At 58.2% G+C, this 22,604-nt stretch carries 19 protein-coding genes; 11 read left to right on the top strand and 8 right to left on the bottom strand.

All coding sequences use genetic code 11. The features are described from left to right. Nucleotides 1–19: 19 nt before the first annotated feature. On the top strand, nt 20–724 hold the full coding sequence (locus ACR0B3_RS20935) for a phytanoyl-CoA dioxygenase family protein (RefSeq protein ID WP_170727371.1): 705 nt from the start codon (nt 20–22) through the stop codon (nt 722–724). 4 nt (nt 725–728) lie between these two features. On the opposite strand, the gene ACR0B3_RS20930 is transcribed toward ACR0B3_RS20935, so the two are convergent. Continuing rightward, on the bottom strand, nt 729–1,199 hold the full coding sequence (locus ACR0B3_RS20930) for a tetratricopeptide repeat protein (RefSeq protein ID WP_480810739.1): 471 nt from the start codon (nt 1,197–1,199) through the stop codon (nt 729–731). Between the two features lie 15 nt (nt 1,200–1,214). Between ACR0B3_RS20930 and ACR0B3_RS20925 the strand changes: the two genes are divergently transcribed. The 3 genes from ACR0B3_RS20925 to ACR0B3_RS20915 all read left to right on the top strand — a co-directional run bounded on the left by ACR0B3_RS20925 (nt 1,215) and on the right by ACR0B3_RS20915 (nt 5,117). After that, a complete protein-coding gene (locus tag ACR0B3_RS20925; RefSeq protein WP_480810738.1) occupies nt 1,215–2,483 on the top strand; it encodes a cytochrome-c peroxidase in 1,269 nt (422 codons plus the stop codon). 76 nt (nt 2,484–2,559) lie between these two features. After that, nucleotides 2,560–3,945, top strand: coding sequence for a bifunctional enoyl-CoA hydratase/phosphate acetyltransferase (locus ACR0B3_RS20920; RefSeq protein WP_480810737.1), 1,386 nt, complete (start codon nt 2,560–2,562; stop codon nt 3,943–3,945). Further along, nucleotides 3,945–5,117 (top strand): acetate/propionate family kinase, encoded by a 1,173-nt coding sequence (locus ACR0B3_RS20915; RefSeq protein WP_480810736.1) that lies wholly within the window; start codon nt 3,945–3,947, stop codon nt 5,115–5,117. Before ACR0B3_RS20920 ends, ACR0B3_RS20915 begins: the two co-directional genes overlap by 1 nt. A gap of 210 nt (nt 5,118–5,327) precedes the next feature. Here ACR0B3_RS20915 and gph read toward each other — a convergent pair whose 3' ends face one another. Beyond that, complete coding sequence (gene gph, locus ACR0B3_RS20910) at nt 5,328–6,002, bottom strand: phosphoglycolate phosphatase (RefSeq protein ID WP_480810735.1); 675 nt, start codon at nt 6,000–6,002, stop codon at nt 5,328–5,330. 221 nt (nt 6,003–6,223) lie between these two features. Here gph and hemP point away from each other — a divergent pair, with 221 nt between their 5' ends. Then, a complete protein-coding gene (hemP, locus tag ACR0B3_RS20905) occupies nt 6,224–6,391 on the top strand; it encodes a hemin uptake protein HemP (RefSeq protein ID WP_170687454.1) in 168 nt (55 codons plus the stop codon). Beyond that, on the top strand, nt 6,388–6,864 hold the full coding sequence (locus ACR0B3_RS20900) for a hypothetical protein (protein WP_480810734.1): 477 nt from the start codon (nt 6,388–6,390) through the stop codon (nt 6,862–6,864). The genes hemP and ACR0B3_RS20900 overlap by 4 nt, the downstream gene beginning before the upstream one ends. Before the next feature lie 43 nt (nt 6,865–6,907). Here the strand turns inward: ACR0B3_RS20900 and ACR0B3_RS20895 are convergent, their stop codons facing one another. From ACR0B3_RS20895 to ACR0B3_RS20880, 4 genes are all read right to left on the bottom strand, one after another. Continuing rightward, nucleotides 6,908–9,973: an aminotransferase class III-fold pyridoxal phosphate-dependent enzyme gene (locus tag ACR0B3_RS20895; RefSeq protein WP_480810733.1), complete on the bottom strand. Its 3,066-nt coding sequence runs from the start codon at nt 9,971–9,973 to the stop codon at nt 6,908–6,910. A 105-nt stretch (nt 9,974–10,078) separates the two neighbouring features. Further along, nucleotides 10,079–10,993, bottom strand: a complete 915-nt coding sequence (locus tag ACR0B3_RS20890; RefSeq protein ID WP_480810732.1) for an NAD(P)-dependent oxidoreductase — start codon at nt 10,991–10,993, stop codon at nt 10,079–10,081. Between the two features lie 59 nt (nt 10,994–11,052). After that, nucleotides 11,053–11,442, bottom strand: a complete 390-nt coding sequence (gene cueR, locus ACR0B3_RS20885; protein ID WP_480810731.1) for a Cu(I)-responsive transcriptional regulator — start codon at nt 11,440–11,442, stop codon at nt 11,053–11,055. Then, entirely contained in the window at nt 11,439–13,913 is a 2,475-nt protein-coding gene (locus ACR0B3_RS20880) for a heavy metal translocating P-type ATPase (protein ID WP_480810730.1), read from the bottom strand. The genes cueR and ACR0B3_RS20880 overlap by 4 nt, the downstream gene beginning before the upstream one ends. Before the next feature lie 253 nt (nt 13,914–14,166). On the opposite strand from ACR0B3_RS20880, the gene ACR0B3_RS20875 reads away from it, so the two are divergent. Beyond that, nucleotides 14,167–15,324, top strand: coding sequence for an acyl-CoA dehydrogenase family protein (locus tag ACR0B3_RS20875; RefSeq protein ID WP_480810729.1), 1,158 nt, complete (start codon nt 14,167–14,169; stop codon nt 15,322–15,324). Between the two features lie 151 nt (nt 15,325–15,475). Next, nucleotides 15,476–16,228, top strand: coding sequence for a nuclear transport factor 2 family protein (locus tag ACR0B3_RS20870; protein WP_480810728.1), 753 nt, complete (start codon nt 15,476–15,478; stop codon nt 16,226–16,228). Between the two features lie 7 nt (nt 16,229–16,235). Here ACR0B3_RS20870 and ACR0B3_RS20865 read toward each other — a convergent pair whose 3' ends face one another. Then, nucleotides 16,236–17,129, bottom strand: coding sequence for a LysR substrate-binding domain-containing protein (locus ACR0B3_RS20865; protein ID WP_480810727.1), 894 nt, complete (start codon nt 17,127–17,129; stop codon nt 16,236–16,238). A gap of 214 nt (nt 17,130–17,343) precedes the next feature. Between ACR0B3_RS20865 and ACR0B3_RS20860 the strand changes: the two genes are divergently transcribed. From ACR0B3_RS20860 to ACR0B3_RS20850, 3 genes are read left to right on the top strand one after another with little or no spacing between them, the layout of a single operon-like run. Then, on the top strand, nt 17,344–19,536 hold the full coding sequence (locus ACR0B3_RS20860; protein ID WP_480810726.1) for a dehydrogenase E1 component subunit alpha/beta: 2,193 nt from the start codon (nt 17,344–17,346) through the stop codon (nt 19,534–19,536). Next, nucleotides 19,533–20,567, top strand: coding sequence for an ACP S-malonyltransferase (locus ACR0B3_RS20855; RefSeq protein WP_480810725.1), 1,035 nt, complete (start codon nt 19,533–19,535; stop codon nt 20,565–20,567). Before ACR0B3_RS20860 ends, ACR0B3_RS20855 begins: the two co-directional genes overlap by 4 nt. 41 nt (nt 20,568–20,608) lie before the next feature. Then, nucleotides 20,609–21,880 (top strand): NAD(P)/FAD-dependent oxidoreductase, encoded by a 1,272-nt coding sequence (locus ACR0B3_RS20850; protein ID WP_480810724.1) that lies wholly within the window; start codon nt 20,609–20,611, stop codon nt 21,878–21,880. Nucleotides 21,881–21,882: 2 nt separating this feature from the next. Here ACR0B3_RS20850 and ACR0B3_RS20845 read toward each other — a convergent pair whose 3' ends face one another. Further along, on the bottom strand, nt 21,883–22,584 hold the full coding sequence (locus tag ACR0B3_RS20845) for an SDR family oxidoreductase (RefSeq protein ID WP_480810723.1): 702 nt from the start codon (nt 22,582–22,584) through the stop codon (nt 21,883–21,885). Nucleotides 22,585–22,604: the final 20 nt, after the last annotated feature.

The following is a 22,604-nucleotide window of genomic DNA, read 5'->3' as shown; positions in this document are numbered from 1 at the left end:
TTCGCTCGGGAGACCCAGCATGCTTGATCAATCCGACGCATTTCGCCGTCAAGGTTACCTCGTATTTGAAAACGCATTGAGTGATGAAGAATTGCAGATGCTGCGCGGCACCTGCGACGCGCTGCTAGAAGAGCCAGCACATGATGGTGGCGGGGACGTGCACAAAATCGGGCTGGGCGATGCGCGTCGCTTTCTGCGCCATCGGCATGCAGAATTCCCTCGGCTCGAGGATTTTCTGTTGGGCAGCAAAATCGCCGAGATCACCAGTGCCTGCGGAATTGAGGACCCGATGTTGTTCAATGAACAATTTGTGGTCAAAGGGGCCGGCAAAGGGGCAAGTTTTGCTTGGCATCAAGACGGGGCTTATGTCGGTTTTGATCACGTGCCTTATCTGACCGTATGGATCGCAGTAGACGACGCAACTGAAGAGAATGGCTGCGTTTACATCCTGCCACGCGATATCGATGCCGAGCCGGGACTGGACCGGCATGAGTGGCAGGATGATAGCAACGAGCTCAACGGATATTTTGGCACAGAAACAGGAACCCCGATGACCTGCAAAGCCGGTACTATCGTGGCGTTTTCAAGCCTGACGCTTCATAGTTCGGGCGCGAATACAACGGCTGACCCGCGACGGGCGTTCGTGTGCCAGTACTCCTCAGGCCCGATCATCGATCCGGAAACCAATGCCCCAAAACGGTTTGCGAAACCGCTCAGGGTTTAACCTGTCATCTGAAGGGGTACATCCACCCTTTGTAATCATTGACCAGAATATGCGCTCTTTCGATCTGCTCCGGCGACATTTTCTTGACCACTTCTTCAAGGCTGATCGCGGCATCGGGATCGCCGCCGATGGCGCTGAGCGTGTACCACATATAGGCTCGCACCAGATCGGGGGCGGGCATGCCCAGACCCAGCTCATAATACCAGCCGATACCGGATTGCGCCCCAGGGTGACCTTTGAGCGAGGCGCGCAGATACCACTCAAACGCGCGCTCATAATCCTGCTCGACCCCAAGACCCAGCCCGTACATGACACCGATCAACTCCTCGGCTTCGGCATTCCCGGATCGCGCCGCTGGCATCAGTTCTTCGCGCGCGGCTTCAAACTCTCCGGCTTCCATCAAATCGCGTGCCTGTTCCAACTCGGCCAGCGCCGGGGTCGCAAGCAGACAAAGGGCAAATACAAACTGACGCACGGGGTTGCTTTCCTATTGGCCGGGGCCGCGGCGGCTCAGGATTTGCCGCGCCCGCTGACGGATGCTGATTTCATTCCCTTTGATATGGAACAGGCCGCCATCGGTCATCAACTGTTTTACGATCCGATCCTGTCGGGTAACCAAAACATTGCTTGCGCTCATTGCCATCACCCGGATTTTGGCACCTCGGACGGGCTGTCTCTGGGCATCGGCGAGGGTGGGCAGGGGCTTGGCCCCGATCGCATGCCGGGGATCGGAACGGACAAGATCCGCAAGCGCATTCCACGAAACTCGCCGGGTTTGTGGAATCTTGGGGCCAAGGATATCCATACGGTTTTCCACGACGGTCGTCTCAGCATATCGGATGTTTATGGCAACGGCTTTAACTCTCCTGCGCAGGAATGGCTGCCGGAGGGGCTGAATTCGCTGTTGGCAGCGCAGGCGTTGTTCCCGTTGACGTCGCAGTTCGAGATGGCGGGGAATGTGGCTGAAAACGAGGTCACAGGCGCCGTGCATGACCGGATCGACAAGGGATGGCCCATCCTCGCCAAACGCGTACGCACCGATCCGCGCTATGGCCCAGCTATGGTCGCGGCTTTCGATGAGGTGGAGACGACCGAAGATATCACGATCACCCAAATCGCCAATGCTTTGGCGGCATTCATGGCACTGGAATGGCGCAGCACCGACAGCCCGTATGACCAATACTTGGCTGGAGATCGCGAGGCGATGTCGCCGCAGCAAATAGATGGCATGGCGTTATTCTTCGGTGAGGCAGGTTGCTCGGGCTGCCATTCAGGCCCCTTGCTGTCGGATCAGAAGTTTCACGCGCTGGGCCTGCCCCCCTTTGGCCCGGGCAAGACCCGACAGTGGGACCCCTATGCGCGTGACGTCGGTCGCATGGGCGAAAGCAACCGGCTTGAGGATGCCTATCGCTTCCGCACCCCGATGCTTCGCAATGTGACCGAGACGGCCCCGTATGGGCACAATGGTGCATTCCCCGATCTGGAAGGTATCATTCGCCACCATTTGAACCCGCCTCAAAGCCTCGCCGAATGGACCCCAGCGACGGCCGCTCTGCCAGATGTACCATGGTTAAAGAATGTGGATTTCATCGTCTGGCAGGACCGGTTCGAGATGGCGCGCCAGCGCCAGAAGGTTGATGTTGAGCCGCTTGAGCTAACGGATGCCCAGATTGATGATCTCGTGGCATTCATGAGTGCGTTGACAGGGACGACGCTGGATGCGCCTCTGTTTGGTGTGCCAGAGGGGTTTGAGCCCTAGAAATTCCGACGAACGTCATTGGATATTTAACTGAAATCTCATAATGATCGGTGCAAAATAACCGCCGAAAGCTCCAATGCAGTACCATAACAAGCCCTATGATCAGCTTCGGGTCGGCGACACTGCCGAGTTGACCCGGTTCTGTACTGAGGATGATTTTTACGCATTCGCGTCGAACTCCGGCAATCACAACCCCCTGAACCTGGCTGACGAAGACGGGGATGGTGACAACATAAACGAAGCGATCGCGCCCGAGATGTTTCTTGGGGCGCTTATCTCGGCTGTTCTGGGGAATATCCTGCCGGGTGCGGGGACGCTGTATAAATCGCAAAGCTTGGATTTTAATGCGCGGGCCTATGCCGGCGAAGAATTGCTGGCCCGAGTTACGGTGATCGAAAAGCGCGACAACCGCGAAGTGGTTTTGCAAACGCAGGTGACTCGCCCCCGTGATGAGGCGTTGATCGTTTCGGGCATCGCGGTCGTGATCGCGCCGGAAAAAGAAATGTCATTCAATGAGATTGAGGTCCCCGGACTGGTGGTTGAACGGCACAGACATTTTGATGCGCTGCTTGATCGTTCGCGCCCGCTGCCCCCGATCCCCACGGCCGTTGTTGCGCCGGAAGAACCGAACTCGCTAGGGGGTGCATTGCTGGCCGCGCGGGAAACCATCATCAAACCGATACTGATCGGTGACACTGACAAAATCACGGCAGCCGCGCTTGAGGTCGATTTGCCGCTCGGGGATGTTGAGATTGTTCCTGTTCACGGCCATCTGGAGGCGGCCAACAAAGCGGTCGACCTTGTTGCGGATGGTCAGGCCGAGGCGCTGATGAAGGGGCATCTACACACTGACGATCTGCTGCGCGCAGCCCTTCGGCGCGAGCGTGGGTTGCGCGCTGGCCGCCGCTTTACCCATGTCTTTGTCATGGATGTGCCGGGCCAGCCGCATCCCCTGCTGGTGACCGACGCGGCGATTAATATCGAGCCGGATCTGGAAACCAAGATCGATATCACACAAAACGCGATTGATTTGGCAATCTCAATCGGCATCGGAGCGCCTAAGGTTGGTGTTCTGTCCGCGGTCGAAACAGTAAACCCCGCAATCCGGTCTTCGATCGATGCAGCACTGCTGTCCAAAATGGCCGAACGCGGCCAGATCAGGGGCGGTCTGGTCGACGGGCCATTGGCTATGGACAATGCGGTCAGCCTTGCAGCGGCGCGGACAAAGGGCATCGTCTCGGAAGTAGCCGGGCAGGCTGATATTCTGGTCGTGCCCAATCTGGACGCGGGCAACATGCTGGCCAAACAGTTGACCTATATCGCCCACGCCGAGGCTGCAGGCGTGGTCCTGGGCGCACGCGTACCGATCATTCTGACCAGTCGCGCAGATGACGATAGGGCGCGGTTGGTATCCTGTGCAGTCGCAGCCCTGCATGCGGCGCAGATGTCGGGTAAGATCTGATGGACCATATTGTTACGCTGAACTCGGGTTCGTCCTCGTTGAAATTCGGGCTGTTCGCATCGGGACAAGCAGACCCGCTTTTAGTCTGCTCGGGAGAGGTGGAACGCATCGGCAGCCCTCCGGCGCGCATCAAAGCAGAGACCACGGATGGCCTTGTGCTTGCCGATACCGTTTCTGAAGCGTTGCGAGATCAGGCCAGCGCGCTGGACTATATTCTGGATTTACTAGAGCAGCAGTTCCCTTCGGCACGGGTCGCGGCGGTGGGTCACCGTATTGTGCATGGTGGCCCGGACAATGACCGCCCCATTCTTCTGACCCCCGAAAGCATGCAGATGCTTGAAAAGCTTGAGCCGTTCGCGCCACTGCATCAGCCCTACAACCTACAGGGCGCGCGCACGGCAATGGACAGATTTCCGGACGCTAGGCAGGTCGCCTGCTTTGACACGGCCTTTCACCGACATCACCCATGGGTCAATGACACGTTTGCTTTGCCGACTGAATATTATGACATGGGCGTGCGGCGCTATGGTTTTCACGGGCTGAGCTACGATTACATCTCTGATCATCTGGCCAAGACGGCGCCGTTGATACATGGCGGACGCGTGGTTGTGGCCCATCTGGGCAACGGTGCCTCGATGTGCGCCATGATCGGAGGTCGCTCGGTCGGGTCCAGCATGGGGTTCTCGGCCATGGACGGTTTGCCGATGGGGACACGTTGTGGTCAACTTGACCCGGGCGTGGTGCTGTATCTGATGGACCAGCAAGGCATGACCGCGGATGAGATTTCCGACCTATTGTATCGCAAATCCGGGTTGCTGGGTCTTTCGGGCATGACGAATGACATGCGCACGCTCGAGGCCTCGGACACACCGGGCGCGCGGAATGCGATCAACTACTACACTTTCCGCATACGTCGTGAGTTGGGCGCCTTGGCCGCTGTTCTTGGCGGCTTGGATGCAGTGGTGTTTACCGGCGGGATCGGAGAGAATTCGACCTATATCCGCGACCGTATTTGTACCGATATGGGCTGGTTGGGCATTGAACTCGATCATGATGCCAATGCGGATAACCGTCGGGTCATATCGACTGACCTATCCCGAGTGAACTTGATGGTTATTCCAACAAATGAGGAATTGGTGATCGCACGGGCCGCTGCGGCACAAGCCGCGTAACCCCTATTTTTTATAGCCTCTGGCAAAATAATTGCCCCAAACCGTGCAAAAAATCCCCGTACTACGGGAATCCCCCAATTTCGCGATCCGCACAGCTGCGTTAACTTTCCATTAACTACCGGGCCAGTGTGCCCAACCACTTTCACTAATTTCCCCCGATGAGGGGCTGGCTTCTTACCCCCTTGGCCGGCCCCTCAGCTTTTTTGGGGACTATCGGTGCGATGCCGGGTTCTGCAGGATCTGCCGAACAAGTGAGGGCAAGGTGGCGCTGTCGCGATAACTTAGCGTGTGCGGAAGCTCTGATACCGGGGATTTGCGGTATCCCTCTTCGAACAACAAAAACGGCACCTCTGCGCGCTGGGCTGTTTCGGCATCAACCTCGCTGTCTCCGACAAAGATGTGCGGACCAGCTGCTGGCAAGGCCTCAAAGCTGGCATGCAGATGTGCGGGGTCGGGCTTGCGAATATCCAAGGTGTCACCGCCGAATACTGTGTCGAAATAAGGCTGCAGCTTCAATTCGTTCAGCACATGCCGCGCGGGCGCTTCGGGTTTGTTGGTGCAAACCCCAAGAACACAACCCATTTCGTACAGGTCTTCCAGCGCTTCAAAGACCCCGGGGTAGACGACGGTCTGGTCGCATGCGCCCGCATTGTAGTGCGTCAAGGTTAGCTGTGTCAGTTCCGCGTGCCGTTCCGGTGCGAAGCCGCAATGGGTCATGACACGTTCGACCAGTTTGGGCAGGCCGTTCCCGACAAAACTGCGGATTATGTCATCGGGCAGGGCGGGATGCCGCTGATCATCCAGCATGCGATTTGCTGCAGCGGCGATATCGGCAAGGCTGTCCACCAAAGTGCCATCCAGGTCAAATACAACAACTGCTGTCATCTGCGAATCCGTCTTTGTCTGTTGATGATCAATGCCTAGGTCGCAATGCGCGACGGCGCAATGGAATGCGGAACAATCGGTTTGAAAACTGCGACTTGACAAATCTTACTATTTTTATCAGATTAAGGATGTGAACAGTTAGCCAGCCCTATTCAGGGTCAGCCAGATCAAGCGAAACAATCAGATAGGCCTTGTGCCAACGACGCTCTGGAGATGCTCCGATGAATATGCAAACCCCCTCGACGACCCAAAGCTATGCTGTTTCGATGCTTCCGGCCCACAAGGCTGAAGACCTCACCAATGGCGGCAATCTGGCCCATATCGAGCTGGGCGATCAGCTTTATACGCTGCGCATCACCCGCGCCGGCAAACTGATCCTGACAAAATGAGCACACCATCTTCGCGCGGCGGGGCGGCTGTTGGTCGCCTGTCCGACCTGAACCCTGTTGAGGCAAGCGCAGTCATGTATCTGCGTCTCTGGGGCGATGGGGTCGAAGGCCGTTCCAATGCGGCAAGCGACTTTGATATCGCGCTGGGTGCAAATCAGGGCCGGGCCACGATGCTGACGCTGGACCGGCTGTGTTCTCTGTGCGCGCATCACGGTCGCAGACCGCTGGTGCGACATGGTTTGGGCTGTGCATGCCTGGGTGCGGACGAGAACTGTTTTGCCCAAATGATCGGGGCCGCCTCGGAAGGCGCGCGTGAAGATGCGATGATGATGGCTTCGTTGATAGTGCGGCCCGATTTCGCCCCTGCATTGGCTTCTTTGTCCGAGGAACTGGGACTTGCATTGCGTCGGATGACTGCCGCGATCCCATTGCTGACGACCGGGCACCAACCCCCACTTTCGGTGCTCCACTGATCTGCGATAGCGAGACCCCGGCCATTTTGCCGGGGTATTGTTCTTAGCAACAACCGCAACCCGCGTGATGATGATCGTGATCGCACACGAGGGCAGGGCTGTAATCGCTGACTTCGCCCAGCACCTCTCGGAGCGCCCAAAGGATCATGTCCACGTCTTCTGCCTCGATCGTCAGCGGTGGACGGATTTTCAGGATATTGTCCTTGGGCCCCTCGCTGCCGATCAGAATGCGATGATCGCGCATCCGGTTCTTGATGTAACTGCAGATTTCGCTGCTTTCCGATCCGTCAGGATTGATCAGCTCTACCCCAAGAAACAGACCCATCCCGCGCACATCGCCAACGCAGGCAAACTCTGCCTCGATCTGTTTGAGCCCGTCCATTAGGCGAACGCCCATGGCGCGCGCGTTCTCCCGCAGCCCTTCGTCATCGACAATATCCAAAACTTCCTTCCCGATCCGGCAGGACAGGGTTGAGCCGCCGAAGGTCGAGAAGAACTCGATCCCATTGTCAAAGCTTTGGGCAATCTCCTTTGTCGTGACCAGAACGCCCAGCGGGTGGCCATTGCCTATCGGTTTTCCCAAGACCACGATGTCCGGCAGCGCGCCCTGATGCTCAAAACCAAAGTAGAATTCGCCAAGGCGTCCAAGGCCGGTTTGCACTTCATCAGCGATACAGACCCCTCCGGCGGCGCGAATCTTTTCATAAACCGCAGGCAGATAACCCTTTGGCGGGATGATCTGCCCGCCAACCGAGGGGAAGGTTTCCGCGATAAAACCCGCAAGCCCTTGGCCATTTGCCTGAAGCGCGGCAATCGCTGGGTCCACCAAATCCGCAAATTTGCGGGCCCGGTCGGGATCATCGCGCCGGAACGAGCCGCGATAATCATCTGCGACCTCAACCAACTCCACCCAATCAGCTTGTCCGATCCCGCCGGGTTTGTTGAACTTGTAGGCCGAGATCGCCACCGCCGCATTGGTGTTGCCGTGATAGCCGTGATCTGGCGTCACGATTCCCTTGGCCCTGGTGTGGGCGCGGGCCAAACGTAGGGCCAGCTCATTGGCCTCAGTCCCCGAATTGACGAAGAAACAGACCTCAAGGTGATCCGGCAGTTTCGACAGTATCTTTTCTGCGAAGGCGGTTTGCGCCGGGTGTAGATAGCGCGTGTTCGAATTCATGCGTTTCAGCTGATCCGCCGCAACCGCCTGAATGCGCGGATGCGCATGGCCCACATGCGGCACGTTATTGTAGGCGTCCAGATAGGGCCGCCCCCATTCATCAAACAGGTGATGTTTCCAGCCTCGCACCAGCATGACCGGATCGTCATAGGTCAGGCTGAGGTTGCCGCCAAAGTGATCGCGCCGATCCTGCAGGATCGCTTGCTTGTCTGTCGGGCGATAGAACACCTTGTCATCCGGCAGGTTCAACAGCGCGGCAGGGTTGGGGCAAACAGCATGCCACAGCTCCAGCTCATCCGGGTCAGCAACGCCGGGCCAATCGGCCTGCATCCCATCCGTGGTCAACGCCAATTGGAAATGCACATGCGGTGCCCAGCCGCCGTTCTGGCTGGCATCCCCCAACCGGGCAAAAGCCGCACCCTGGGCCACCGGATCGCCGGGTTTCAACCGCGCGCTGACCTCTGGGTCTAGATGGCCATAAAGAGTATAGAACGCATCGCCTTCGGGGGTTTCGTGATGCAGGATCACAACGCCACCGTAATCGAGATGCGCGTCCCTGTTTTCAACCGCCTCGACCCGACCGCTGAGCGGCGCATGCAGCACTGTTCCAGCAGATGCAAATACATCAACGGCCAGATGCACCGTGCGCCGATCCGACGCTTTCCAAGGGCCCTTGCGGAACCCCGGTTCGGCATAGATCAGGCGAGGTTCACTGTAGTAGCCTAGCCAAAGGCCTTCTCCGAACTCTTCCCCAACCCGCGCCGCCTCGGCCAGCGGCATGTGGAACGGATTCTGCGGCCATGTTGATTCCTCAACGGATAATGAGCCCATAGGCACATCGTTTAGATCCTGCCCGAACATCTGCGCGAAATGTCCGCGATGGCTCGACAGATACGCGTGGATACGCTCAGCACCTTCGACGACCGGCACGCCACAGGCTGCGCGCAGCCGGGCAGGCATAAGCGCGCCATTGATTGTTTCATTCTCAAGCAATCGCCATGCCGGGGCTTGGCTGATCGTCACATAGGGATCGTCCGGGTTTTCAGCCGCCATCAAGGTCGAATTCACCACAGAGACCGCAAGTCGCATCTGAAGCAGTGGCCAGATCAGATCAATCTCATCCGGACGTAATCTGTTGGCAGCATGATAGCCGCGCACCAGCGCAGCCAGAGCCCGTTCCGGTCTGGGGTGGTCCAGAACGACATAAGCCCCGGCGATCGCCAACTCGCACACGCGCGGTGCGGCGCACATGTCGCCGAGGTCGATCAGGCCCGAGATGCTGCGGCGTTCGCTCAGCTCACCTTCAACAAGAATATTGTAGTCGTTGGCATCGTTGTGGATCGCCTGTTTTGGCAATGCGCACAGCCGGTCGTAAATAGCCCCGAATTCCAACGTGACCTGCTGCAAACGCGCCCGCCGGGCGGGATCAGATATCGCATCCAATTGGTCGCCGATCCACCCGGCCTGCGTGAGGTCCCATTTGAAATCCGTACGGTGCAACCCTTCATGCGTGAAACCTTCCAAGGCCCGGTCCGTCGCGCCCAGAACGCGGCCAAGCTTCAGGATGAGGTCTTCGGTTTTGGGTGCGCTGCGTGCATAACACTCCCCCGGCATCCGTTCGAGCAACCAAACAAGCCGAGGCTGCCCCTGTGCATCGGGTATCTCTGGCAGCATGGCACCATTCAGATCGGGATGTATGGTCGGAAAGGGCAGGCCCGGCGCTGCAGCGCTGAGGTGCTCCAGCGCTTTGATCTGCAAATCCACCAGTGCGGCATCACATCCGGGGCGCATCACCTTCAGCACATAGTCTTGCCCGTTGGTTGCCTTGACCAGAAAGTTGAGGTCATACTCCCCATCCAACCGCGTTAGTCGGGCGTCCAGTCCCCAATGTTCACGCAGGCGGCCAGCCCAGAATGTGTTCAGATCGCTCATACGTCACACCACGCCATGTCCAAATTGATCCTCTTCATCTGGCCAGAAATATCCTCGGGGGGAATCGCGCTTTGGCGCGATGGGGGGCAGATAGCCCCCCTTTGCTTAGTCCTGCGCTCGCAGTCGTTTGAAAAGCGAAGACGTATCCCACCGGCCCCCGCCCAGTTTCTGCACATCCTTGTAGAACTGGTCCACAAGCGCGGTGACCGGCAAAGACGCACCGGTTTTGTCCGCCTGATCCAGACAGATTGACAGATCCTTACGCATCCAATCCACGGCGAAGCCATAGTCGAAATGATCGTCCAGCATCGTTTCATGCCGGTTGACCATCTGCCAGCTACCCGCCGCGCCTTGACTGATCACCTCAACAACCGCACGACCGTCCAGACCTGCTTTTTCAGCAAAGTGCAGCGCTTCGCTTAGGCCCTGCACTAAACCCGCGATTGCGATCTGGTTGCACATTTTGGTCAACTGGCCCGTACCGCTTTCGCCAATACGACGGCAGATTTTTGAATACACATCCATCACCGGTTCGGCGGCATCATAGGCATCTTTGTCGCCACCGCACATGATCGACAATACACCGTTGACGGCCCCGGCTTCGCCGCCCGAGATCGGGGCGTCGACAAAGGCAATACCTTGCGCCTTGGCGACGTCATACAGCTCGAGGGTGACATCGGCTGAAACGGTTGTGTGATCCACAAAGATCGCGTTGCGGGCCATTCCGCTAAAGGCCCCATCCTCAGCTGTGCAGATCGTGCGCAGATCATCATCGTTTCCAACGCAGGCCATGACGAACTCTGCGCCACTAGCTGCGTCTCGTGGCGTCAGAGCCATTGCGCCACCGTGCTCGGCCACCCAGGCCTCAGCTTTGGTTGCGGTGCGATTATAGACGGTAACCTCGTGGCCTGCGGCCTGCAGGTGCCCGGCCATCGGATACCCCATGACGCCAAGACCAAGGAATGCAACTTTTGCCATGTAATGATCCTCTCCATATTCCGAACCCGGCCTAAGCGACACGGCAGATCGTGAACTTTAGCAGTGACAAAGCAAAGCTTGGGCCAAAGGGCAACCCTGTGTCACTGTTTGCCGCCGAGGTCTTGCAGGATTGGGCAGTCCGGTCGGTGATCACCGGCGCATGCGTCCACAAGATGGCTGAGCGTATCGCGCATCCCCTTGAGGTCAGCGATCTTGGCATCGATTTGTACCAGGTGATCACGCGCAACCCGCTTTACGTCCGCGCTGGCACGGGTTTCATCCTCGTACAACGCAAGTAGAGTCCGGCAATCCTCGATGGTGAATCCAAGGGTTCGGGCGCGGCCCAGAAACTTCAGCTTGTGGAGGTCCTGATCGCGGAACCGGCGATAGCCATTGTCGTCGCGCGATGGCTTGATCAGGTTGATGTCCTCGTAATAACGGATGGTTTTGACAGGCAGACCGGTGCGGGTGGAAACCTCTCCAATATTCATGCGGCAACCTCTTGAGGGGATTGTTTGCCTCCGACGTCGGGCAAGCTGGTCTGGATACGTCGCAGTCTGAGCGCATTTGAGACAACAAAGACACTGGACAGCGCCATGGCCCCGGCGGCCAGGGCAGGCGACAGCAGATGACCGCCCATCGGGTAGAGTACCCCGGCCGCAACAGGGATCAGCAACGTGTTGTATCCAAAAGCCCAGCCAAGGTTCTGGCGGATGTTGCGCATTGTGCGGCGGCTGATCTCCATCGCATTGGCCACGCCCCGAAGATCACCCGACATAAGCACTACATCAGCCGTTTCGATTGCCACATCGGTACCCGTTCCTATGGCCAGTCCGATATCTGCTGTCGCCAAGGCCGGCGCATCGTTGATGCCATCACCCACAAAGGCGAGCGTTCCGAACTGGCGCTGCAACGTCTCGATTGCTGCAACCTTACCTTCGGGCAGGACTTCGGCGGTGACGTGATCTATACCGAGCTTGTCGGCCAGAGCCCGAGCCGTTTGTGCATTGTCACCAGTGACCATCGCCAGCGTCACGCCCAACTGGTGTAGGCGCGCCAGCGCCTCGGGTGTACCCGGTTTGATCGGGTCCGACACCGTCAGCGCCGCTGCAGCTTGCCCATCGATTGCAACATAGACGGGCGTTACCCCTTCTGCAGCGCGTGCCTGTGCATGAGGCCGCAGATCACCGAGGTCAATCTTGGACTGCTCCATCAGCCGGTCAGCACCAATTATGACCGCACGTCCTTCGATCTGCGCACGCAAGCCAAGCCCTGTCACAGATTCGAACGCTTCGACCGCAGGCAACTCCTTGGAACCTGCGCGGGTAATCGCCTTGCCGATCGGGTGTTCCGAGCGCGCCTCGGCTGCCGCAGCAAGGCGCAGCACCTCGGCGTCGTCAAAGCCGTTCGTGGTCATGATGCCTTCCAGTTCCGGGCGCCCCATGGTCAGCGTGCCGGTCTTGTCGAGCGCGACCACTTTGGCTTGCTCCAACTGCTGCAACGCATCCCCTTTGCGGAACAAAACCCCCAGTTCAGCCGCGCGCCCGGTACCCACCATGATCGAGGTTGGCGTTGCCAGACCCATCGCACAGGGGCAGGCAATGATCAGCACCGAAACACCCGCCACCAGTGCCAAAGGCAGCGCTGGGGCTGGCCCAAGGATCAGCCATGACGCAACCGTAAGCAACGCTACGGCGATCACAGCGGGTACAAAATAATAGGTGATCCGATCCACCAATCCCTGAATCGGCAGCTTTGCACCCTGAGCTTGCTCGACCATTCTGATGACCTGAGCCAAAACCGTTTCGGCACCCACATGAATTGCGCGGATGCGCAGGGCACCGGTACCATTCACCGTACCAGCAACGACCGGGTCGGTTTTAGCTTTGCCGACCGGTATGGGCTCACCGGTGATCATGCTCTCGTCTATGTAGGAGGTCCCATCCAACACCTCTCCGTCCACGGGCACCCGTTCACCCGGGCGGATAAGCACGATGTCTCCGACCACGATCTCGGCGATTGGCCGGTCTTGGGTGGCTCCATCCCGTTCGACCCGCGCGGATTTGGGTTGCAGCCCAACCAGTTTTCGAATTGCAGCCCCTGTTCGTCCTTTGGCGCGGGCCTCCAGCAGTCGGCCTAGCAGGATCAGAACAACGATGACCGCAGCGGCTTCGAAATAGACGTTGGCTGTGCCCGCTGGCAACACCTGTGGCGCAAAGGTCGCGAGCACCGAATAGAGATATGCAGCCCCCGTTCCCAGTGCCACCAGCGCGTTCATATCAGGTGCGCCACGCAGCAATGACGGGATGCCCATGGCATAGAAGACCCGCCCCGGACCGATGAGCAGTGCCGAGGTTAAGGCAAATTGGATCACATGGCTTGTTTGCAGGCCGATATTTGCGTGAATCCAGTGGTGAAAAGCAGGGATCATGTGCCCGCCCATTTCCAACACAAACACCGGCAAACCGAGTGCGGCAGCGATCAATGTCGCGCGCCACAAAGCTGCAAGCTCATCCGCATTTGTGTTGCGGTCTGCCTCATCGGTGTCGATCGGCTGGGATGGATACCCCGCTTCGGCCAGAAATTGGGCGAGCGTCGCTGGCTTGGTTGATCCCTCGGCATACGTGACCGCGGCAGTTTTGGTTGCAAGATTGACCCCAACATCCAACACACCTGGGGTTGCTTGAAGCAAACGTTCGATCCGGCCTACGCAGGATGCGCAACTCATGCCTTCAACATCCAAACGGATTTGATGGGTTTCTGCTGGATAACCAGCCGCGTCAAGTGCGCTTAGAATCTCAGAAAATGAACCTTCATACGTGACATCCGCCGTATGTGTTGCGAAATTGACCACTGCCGCGCTGACCCCCGGTACTTTGCGAAGCGCGCCTTCAACCCGGCCCACGCAAGAAGCGCAGCTCATACCCGTGATCTTGATTTGTATATGTTGCGACTCGGCCATGCGAGGCATCCCAACTATTGATTGCGCCCTTGATATAAGGGTTCCAGTGACGGGAGGGTCAAGGCCTGGTATCCATATGCGCGCCATCGCCGCATGGGTCCCGACAGGGTGCATACCAATGGGGGACCCTTTCAGGCCGGAATTTTGCCGAAAACGTTGCGTAGCATTTGTTTTGGACGCCACGTCACACGGATTGGAACTGCCCGCGCGCGCGGGTAGCATTTGGCAAACACCTGATCTGGAGAGCTTTTCGATGTCGCTTTTTACCAGCACAGCCGCTTGGGTTACTGACGAACACCGGATGTTTGCCGAAATGGCGGGTCGCTTCATGGATGACGCGTTGGTGCCCAATACCGAGAAATGGGCCGAGAATGGGGTCGTCGACCGCGAGTTCTGGCGACAGGCGGGAGAGACGGGTCTGATGGCCGGCTCGATTGCTGAGGAATATGGTGGCGTCGGTGGCGGGATGGGATTCGACTCGGTCACCCTCTACGAACAGTCAGCGCGGGGTGACGCGGGCTGGGGATATGGTATCCAATCCATCGTAACCCATTACATCACCGCTTATGGCAGTGAAGATCAAAAGCAGAAATGGCTGCCGAAACTGGCCTCGGGAGAGATGATCGGTGCTCTGGCCATGACCGAACCGGGCACCGGGTCGGATGTACAGGCGGTGAAAACGACGGCTGAGAAGGACGGCAATTCCTATCGCCTCAACGGGTCCAAGATATTTATCACCAACGGGCAATCCGCTGATCTGGTCATTGTGGCGGCCAAAACGGACAAATCTTTGGGGGCAAAGGGCGTTTCACTGATCGCGGTTGAAACCGGCGGAACTGATGGATTCCGGAGGGGCCGGAACCTCAAGAAACTTGGGATGAAGGGAAACGACACAGCCGAGTTGTTCTTTGAAGATGTCAAAGTTCCAATGACCAACCTACTGGGCCCGGAGGAGGGGCAGGGGTTTTATCAGTTGATGAAACAGTTGCCGTGGGAACGGCTGACCATCGGGATCATGGCGCTGGGCGCGATCGATTTCGCGATTTCAGAGACGGTGAAGTACACTCAGGAACGCAAAGCCTTTGGTCAGCGTGTGATGGATTTTCAGAACACCCGTTTCAAATTGGCCGAGTGCAAGACCAAGGCCGAGGTGCTGCGCAGTTTCGTCAATGATTGTATCGGCAAGCTGGAAGCCGGTGAGTTGGATGCGGCGACCGCCTCGATGGTGAAATATTGGGGTTCGGAAGTGCAGAATGAAATCATGCACGAGTGCCTGCAATTGTTTGGCGGTTACGGGTTCATGATGGAGTATCCAATCGCGCGGCTCTATGCGGATGCGCGGGTTCAGATGATTTATGGCGGGACCAATGAGGTGATGAAAGAACTCATCGCCCGCTCGATCGACGTCTGATTCAAAGCGCTCCCGCCCGTCGTCGACATTCCTTGCGGAACGTCTCCTTCGGTTGGGCCGGGCAGGGCTTGCAGTTGAGCAATGGCGTTGATGCAATGCGTTCCGCCTGCCATTGTGTCGGCGGGCCGTTTAGATCGGAAGGAAAAACAGCATGGCTGCCTCCAACAAGGATCGCATATGCGCGCTGCTCAAAAGCATCGAAACCGGCGATCCTGGGCCCGTTTCGGTGGTAAACGAAGCGCGATATATTCAGCACAATCCACAAACTCACGAAGGCAGCGAAGGGCTTGCGGCGTTGTTTAATCGGCTGTCGGAAACCTCTCCGCGCGTGAACATCGTGCGTGCATTTGAGGATGGCGACTTTGTTTTTGCGCATACAGAGTATGATTTCTCGCGCCGGAACATCGGTTTTGAGGTGTTCCGCTTTGAAGACGGGCAGGCGGTGGAACACTGGGACAATATTCAGAAGCGGCAGGGGCCAAATGGATCGGGGCACAGTATGGTCGACGGCCCGACCGAGGTGGGGGATGTCGCAAAAACCGAAGAGAGCCGAGCCAGTGTTCGGGCATTCGTCGAAACGGTGTTGATTGCCGGAAAATTGGGGCGGATGGACGCTTGGCTGAACGCTGCCGCCTTTGTTGAACACAGCCCCCGCTTCTCGGATGACCTGACAGCTTTGCGGGTGGCGTTGGCGGAAACAGGCGACGTGAACTATCAGCATCTTCATCGCGTATTGGCAGAGGGAGATTTTGTGCTGACCGTGTGCGAAGGAGAGCTTCAGGGCAAGCACACCTCATTTTATGATCTTTTCCGTGTCGCGGATGGCAAGATCGTTGAGCATTGGGATACGGTTGAGACCATTGCACCACGTAGCGAGTGGAAAAACGACAACGGTAAGTTCTAAGGCAACCCTATGCGTCAGTCTCTAGCTGGTCTTGGATCCAGTCTCGGAACGACCTTAGAGGCTCGGGTGCCGAGCGGTCATTGGGCCAGACCAGATAATAACTGCCAAGGCTTGTCCCCGGACCCTCCCACGCTTGAACAAGTCGCCCGGCGCGCAAATCGTCCTGCACTAGATATGATGGCAGCAGAGCCACGCCGAGCCCATGGATAGTCGCTTGTATCATGGTCGAAAACTGATCGAACAACATGCCTTGCAGGCCCGCAACTGTCTGCCCTTGCAGCGCAAACCACCGCTCCCACGCATCTGGCCGGGATTCTAGATGCAGCAGCGGTGCGGCGCGGAGATCATCCAAACTGTCAATGTTAGCGGCAGCAAAGTCCGGAGCGCAGACTGGCAAGACCTCTTCCTGCATGATCGGCAGATAGTGAACACCCGCCCAGTCCTGCTGGCCGAAATGAATGGCGGCATCAAACGGGTCGGAGGCAAAATCAAACGGTTTCAGTCGAGTACCCAGATTGACCGTGACCTCAGGGTGGCGCCGGGCAAAATCCTGCAGGCGAGGGGCCAGCCAGTGCATCCCGAAAGCGGGAAGGATTGACAGGTTCAGTGCCCCGCCCGCCGGATTGGCTTTGAGCTTCAGTGCTGCCTGTGCCAATTCCTGCACCGCAGACCTTGCGGTTTGCACATAGTCCTGGGCGGCAGGTGTCAGGTGCAAACGCATCTGGGTGCGTTCAATCAACTGAACCCCAAGCTGATCCTCCATCGTCTTGAGTTGCCGACTGATCGCGCTTTGTGTCAAGGACAGCTCGGCCGCGGCTGCCGAAGCGCTTCCCAGCCGATCAACAGCTTCAAGCGCAAGCAGTGACGAGATTGACGGAAGGAACCGACGCGGCGCAATCATATGACAATTCCTCATACCTTCTAAACGTAATAGCACTGGTATTTTCGCACCGCCAGAGCGATGACTGCGCGAATACATTCCTTTTGCGGCCGATCAGATGAAGTACATCCGTGATCTTGAAATTCTCGTCTGCGCGCGGGACAAAACAAAGGTGGGTCGGATACGTACTGCTGTCACCTCAGGCCGATGACAATGACCAGACAAAGCGAGAGCCATGGACCGCGCACAGATCGTACATGAGAATTTCCTGACCCGTGTCGCAAACGCGGACCTGCCTGAAGGCGCATCGCCGCGACCAGGCTTGAGCAATGCCGATGCTGTTTCGTTGTTTCGATCACAGGTTCTCAGCCGGGCCCTGGACCGGACCAGCCGGGCGATGCAGAAAGCGGGTCAGGGCTTCTATACGATCGGCTCGTCCGGGCACGAAGGAATGGCGGCTGTCGCCCACGCCCTGCGCCCTACCGACATTGCATTCTTGCACTACCGGGACGCAGCATTTCAGATCGCAAGGGCGGAGCAGGTGCCGGGTCAGCAGATCGCATGGGATATGCTGCTTAGCTTTGCGTGCTCGAGCGAGGACCCAACCTCGGGCGGACGGCATAAGGTGCTTGGATCAAAGGCGCTGATGATCCCGCCTCAGACGTCGACCATTGCTAGCCATTTGCCCAAAGCGGTGGGTGCAGCCTATGCGCTTGGTGCCGCACGCCGAAACGCGCCCGAGCATCGCGCGTTGCCAGAGGATGGGATCGCAATCTGTTCGTTCGGGGATGCTTCGGCCAATCATTCAACAGCGCAAGGCGCGATCAACACGGCAGGCTGGACCAGCGTGCAATCGACGCCGCTGCCGCTGCTCTTCGTATGTGAAGACAACGGGATTGGCATCTCGGTGAAAACGCCCAAAGGCTGGATACAGGCCTCGATGGAGCATCGTCCAGGGATCAAGTATTTTCAGGCCAACGGGTTGGACATCTATGAGACCTACGCAGTGGCGAAAGAGGCGGCCGATTATGTCCGTACGCGCCGGAAACCGGCCTTCCTGCATCTAAAAACCGTGCGCCTATATGGCCATGCCGGGGCGGATGTGCCAACGACCTATCTGCCCAAATCCGAAGTTGAGGCGGATGAGGCCAACGATCCGCTGCTGCACAGCGTTCGTCTGTTGAACCAAGCGGGTGCGTTGCTGCCGGATCAAGCTCTCAAAATTTATGAGGATACCTGCGCGCGCACGGATCGTGTGGCGGCGGAGGCGTCCAGCCGCCCTCATCTCGCCACAGCATCAGATGTTATGGCCAGCTTGATCCCACCAGAGCGGACCTGTAAGCCGACAAATGGCCCAAGCGCCGAGGCGCGGGCCAAGGCCTTTGGTGGAGATATGCGCGCGATGGCCGAACCCCAGCCCATGAGCCGTCTGATCAGCTGGGCACTGACCGATCTTATGCTTGAGCATGGCGAAATCGTTTGCATGGGCGAGGATGTAGGCCGCAAGGGCGGCGTCTATGGTGTGACACAGAAGCTGCAACAACGTTTTGGTCCGGATCGGGTGATCGATACATTGTTGGATGAGCAATCCATTTTGGGTCTTGCGATTGGCATGGGTCATAACGGGTTTGTCCCGATCCCCGAAATCCAGTTTCTCGCCTATCTGCACAACGCCGAGGACCAGATTCGAGGAGAAGCAGCGACTCTGCCCTTCTTTTCCAACGGGCAATTCACCAACCCGATGGTGCTGCGCATCGCGGGGCTTGGATATCAGAAAGGCTTTGGCGGGCACTTTCACAACGACAACTCTCTGGCCGTTTTGCGGGACATTCCAGGTGTGATTATCGCCTGCCCTTCAACCGGGGCGGACGCTGCGCAGATGCTGCGCGAATGTGTGCGACTGGCACGAGAAGAGCAGCGGGTTGTCGTATTTCTGGAACCGATCGCGCTTTACCCGATGCGAGATCTGCACGCGGCGCAGGATGGTGGGTGGATGACCACTTATCCGGCTCTGGATCAGAGGATCGCGCTGGGCGAGGTCGGTGTGCACGGCGCCGGTACTGATCTGGCAATTGTGACCTATGGCAATGGGCATTACCTGTCGAAGCAAGCATTGCCTGAACTTGAGGCGGCAGGCTTGAAAACACGTATTATCGACATGCGCTGGCTCGCACCGCTGCCGATGGAGGCCCTGCGTGAGGCCACGAAAACATGCGCGCATGTTTTGGTCGTCGACGAGTGCCGCAGAACCGGCAGCCAGTCTGAGGCGTTGATGACTTTCTTCATCGAAGAAAGTCCCACGACCCCAACGGCTCGGGTTGTGGCCGAGGATTCATTCATTGCAACCGGCCCTGCCTATGCGGCACCCCTTCCCTCGAAAGATGGGATTGTGGCTGCAGCGCTGACCCTGACCGGAGTTCAGTCATGACCCGCACAGCCGTTGTGATCTGCCCTGGCCGGGGCACCTATAACAAGCCTGAACTGGGCTATTTGCACCGTCATCATGTAGACCGTATGCAGATGTTCAGTCGCTTTGATGCGATCCGCGCTGAAACCGGGCAAGAAGCTGTCACCCAACTAGATGGGGCAGAGCGCTTTACGGTCGGTAAATACTCGCGCGGTGACGTGGCTTCGCCCTTGATCTATGCGGCGGCGCTCGCTGATGCGCAGGCGCTTGATGATGATATCGAGGTTGTTGCGGTCACCGGCAACTCGATGGGCTGGTACATTGCATTGGCTGCCGCAGGGGCATTGACGCCCAAGAACGGATTTCGTGTTGTCAACACGATGGGCACTTTGATGCAGGATCACCTGATCGGCGGTCAGTTGGTTTATCCGTTCGTGAATGAAGAATGGACGGCAGATCCCGCTCGCAAAATCGCGTTGCTGAATGAAGTGGCGCGGATAAACGCGTTGAAGGACCACGCGCTCGCGCTGTCGATTGATCTGGGTGGAATGCTGGTTCTGGCAGGGAATGAGGCCGGGTTGACGGCCTTCGAGGCGACTCAGCCCACCCTTCAAGACCGGTTCCCGTTGCGATTTGCCAACCACGCCGCGTTCCACACCGCGCTTCAGGCCCCCGTGGCCGAGAAAGGGCGGGCACAGCTTGGCCCCGATCTATTCGGTCAGCCTGAGCGTCCTATGATCGACGGTCGTGGCAAAATCTGGTGGCCGGGGGCCACGGATACGCAGGCCCTATGGGACTATACGCTAGGGCATCAGGTGACCGAGACCTATGACTTCACCCATGCCATCCAGACCGCTGCACGCGAATTCGCACCTGATCTGTTCATTGTGACCGGGCCCGGTGCGACACTGGGCGGTGCGGTGGCGCAATCCCTTACTTTGGGGCACTGGTGGGGCATGACAGACAAGGCATCGTTCCAGACGCGGCAAAACGACGATCCGTTCCTCATCGCCATGGGGCGGGAAGAGCAGCGCGCCCTTGTTACTGACTAAGCTCTGTCTAATGATCAGCGAAACACTCTTGGGGCTTGTTCATGCGCGACTATGATCACTCGCTGTGGCAGCAAACCTGTTGCGAACGGGTCGACACGCAACAACTTTCTGATGACGTGAGCGTTGATCTCGCCATTATCGGTGGCGGCTACACAGGCTGCTCAGCCGCTTTGACCGCCGCGCAAGCCGGGGCGTCGGTTTGCCTGCTCGAAGCACAACAGATCGGGCATGGTGGATCAGGCCGAAACGTCGGGCTGGTCAATGCCGGGCTTTGGTTGCCACCAGAACAAATCCGGTCACATTTGGGCCAAGTGGCGGGGGATCGCCTGATCGATCTGTTGGCGAATGCGCCGACGGAGGTTTTCGAACTGATCGACGCGCATCAGATTGAGTGTGAACCTGTCAGGAAAGGCACATTGCATTGCGCCCACTCTGCGGCGGGCTTTGGCGATTTGCAGACACGTCATGCACAGCTAAGCGCCTCGGGCGCGCCTGTGGAATTGCTTGATGCGAATGAGTCACGTCAGCGGACGGGCAGCCACGCCGTCCATGGTGCGTTGTTCGATCCTCGTGCGGGCACGATCCAGCCGCTTGCCTATGCGGTTGGCCTTGCCCGCGCTGCGCAAGATGCAGGCGCACGGATTTATACACAGAGCCCAATAGTATCTCTGCAGCACGAGGCTGGGGGATGGGTTTTGCGCTCGGACACCGGAACTGTGCACGCCACGTCCGTCATTCAGGCGACAAATGCATATCATCAGGGCATTGCAGAGACCGCGCCCGATTACGTTCCGGTCTATTACTTCCAATACGCCACAGCGCCGCTATCACATAATCTGCGTGCCAGCATATTGCCCGAGGGCGAGGGGTGCTGGGATACCGGGCTGATCATGACCTCGTTTCGGCAGGATCAGGCGGGGCGCATGGTGATTGGCGGTATGGGGGAACTCAGCGGCGCGGGGGGATTTGCCCACAAAGCCTGGATCAAACGGAAGCTGGCAGAGCTTTATCCGCAATTGGCGGATCAGCCGCTGGACGACGGGTGGCACGGACGGATCGCCATGACCTCGGACCATATTCCCAAAATCACTCAGATCGGGCCGAATGCGCTGGCCGCGCACGGGTTTTCCGGGCGCGGGATCGGGCCGGGTACTGTTTTTGGGCGCTTAATGGCTGAATGCCTGCTGAATGATGATCATTCCCTACTGCCGGTGCCGCCGGTGCAGGAATATAGCGAAAGCTGGACGGGTCTGCGCCGTGCCTTTTTTGAGAGCGGCGCGGCGCTGACACATTTCGTAAAGGCTCGGTTCTGACGTCAAACCGACCGGGTGATACCGCCGTCGACGCGGATGTTCTGACCGGTGATATATCCGCCCCCTTCTGACGCCAACAGAGCCACGACCGAGGCGATCTCATCATAGCTGCGTCCGTAACGGCCCAGTGGGATACGGCTGCGGAACTCCTCTTTCTCGGGCAGGCTGTCGATGAATCCGGGCAAGACATTGTTCATACGGATGTTGTCAGCGGCGTAATGGTCCGAAAACAGTTTGGTAAAGGCCGCCAGCCCCGCGCGGAATACGCCAGAGGTGGGGAACACAGGATCGGGCTCAAACGCAGCAAAGGTCGAGATGTTGATGATCGCCCCACCGCCTTGGGCCTGCATGATCGGCGCAACCAGTCGCGTGGGGCGCACGGCGTTCATGAAATAGACATCCAATCCGGTGTGCCAGTCCTCATCCGTCAGTTCCAGCACCGGCGCGCGGGGGCCGTGGCCTGCCGAGTTGACCAGCACATCGATCCGCCCCCAGTGGGTCATCGCGGCGTCGACCAGCTTTTGCAGGTCTTCATTTGATTGGTTCGATCCTGTAATACCCACGCCACCCAACTCATGCGCCAGCGCTTCGCCTTTGCCCGACGAGGACAGGATACCAACCTTGAACCCATCCGCTGCCAATCTGCGCGCGGAATCCGCGCCCATTCCGCTGCCGCCTGCCGTGATCAAAGCTACTTTTTCCATCTTCACGCTCCTTTGCGTTA

Source organism: Ruegeria sp. CE9, from assembly GCF_056537425.1.
Note: the sequence above shows the minus strand (reverse complement) of the source record. Positions and strands in the feature narration are given on the sequence as shown.